The following is a 1,078-nucleotide window of genomic DNA, read 5'->3' as shown; positions in this document are numbered from 1 at the left end:
GCGGGCTCTCACCTGACGAGTACGAGGACGCCTACCATCGCGCCCAGCGCGACGATCACAGATAACCCGGACTCCGCGAAACCGGGGGAACCTCACTGGGCCTGTGACGTGGCGTCGGTCGTGGCGTGGTTGTGGTAGGTCCAGCCCCGTGTGCTGGCGTACTCGCAGGTGGTGACCTGGTCGCCGTCCCAGACTACGGCGAGAAAGTCGCTGTCGTCGTAACCATTGGCCTCGTAGGTGGCCAGCACCGCGCCCACGTAGGAGCGCTGGGGGTCGCCACAGGACCGGCCACTGTTCTTGATCTCTGTGGTGCAGGCGGGCCCGCACACGGTGATGGACATCGGCTACCTCCCGGGGGTGTGATCTGCCTCGTCAGCGCCGGGAAGATCAGTCCTCGGCGGACGCCGCGAAGCGCGGCGTTTCGGCTGCCGCGTCGGACGGGCTCGCGCCCCTCTTGGGGGCGGGTCGCGGGTCCGCGGTGCTGGGCACCAGCGGTCAGGCGCTGGCGGTGAGCCAGCGGTCGAGCGTGCGTGGGCTGATGCCGTACTGCGCGGCCACCGCCACGCGCCGGGTGCCCTCCCGGACAAGGGCCACCGCGGCAGCCCGCCGAGCCTGCTTCGGGCTGGATCCGACAGCAGGCCGGCGCGGGGCGCGCGACCGCAGGTGCCGACGCTCGGCCTCGGTCGTAGCGCCCCACACCCCGTCCGCGCCGAGCTCGAGTGCCCGGGACAGGCAGGCCGCGGTCACCGGGCAGCGCCGGCACACCGCCTTGGCCTGCTCGACCTGCCGGGCTGCAGGGGAGCCAGTGCCGACCGGGAAAAACTGCTCCGGGTCCTCAGCCCTACAGGGCAGGTCGTGGTCCAGGAAATCCATCTCTGCTCACCTCGCATCTTGGTCTCGGACAGGGCCCGGCCCCTCGACAGGGGCCCGGGGGTGGAGACCGGGCGGGGCGCCGCCGCTGTGGCTGGGCGCCCCGCCCGGGGGGACGCTCCTATGGTTCGTCAAGGCCTTGAGTGCTCGCTTCGAGCTGGCGGAACAGCTGTCGTGCGGTGTAGCGCTTGAGGCAGCGGCGGATCTC

Annotated in this window: 1 protein-coding gene, 1 other RNA gene and 2 pseudogenes; all 4 read right to left on the bottom strand. The window is 71.7% G+C overall.

Annotation, left to right across the window (positions count from 1 at the left end; translation table 11 throughout):
• Positions 1-92: 92 nt before the first annotated feature.
• A complete protein-coding gene (locus tag BM093_RS34910; RefSeq protein WP_177238906.1) occupies positions 93-341 on the bottom strand; it encodes a hypothetical protein in 249 nt (82 codons plus the stop codon).
• Between the two features lie 17 nt (positions 342-358).
• Positions 359-427, bottom strand: an RNA gene (locus tag BM093_RS34905) — hammerhead ribozyme type II.
• A 68-nt stretch (positions 428-495) separates the two neighbouring features.
• Positions 496-609: pseudogene (locus tag BM093_RS38110) on the bottom strand (helix-turn-helix domain-containing protein); the annotation flags it as partial.
• A gap of 24 nt (positions 610-633) precedes the next feature.
• Positions 634-873, bottom strand: a pseudogene (locus tag BM093_RS37780) (WhiB family transcriptional regulator); the annotation flags it as partial.
• Between the last annotated feature and the right edge of the window lie 205 nt (positions 874-1,078).

This window comes from Pseudonocardia ammonioxydans (genome assembly GCF_900115005.1).
GTDB lineage: Bacteria > Actinomycetota > Actinomycetes > Mycobacteriales > Pseudonocardiaceae > Pseudonocardia > Pseudonocardia ammonioxydans.
Note: the sequence above shows the minus strand (reverse complement) of the source record. Positions and strands in the feature narration are given on the sequence as shown.

Bases quoted from the DNA above. Each gene is read 5' to 3' on its own strand.
- BM093_RS34910 (WP_177238906.1), bottom strand. From the start codon at position 341: ATGTCCATCACCGTGTGCGGGCCCGCCTGCACCACAGAGATCAAGAAC.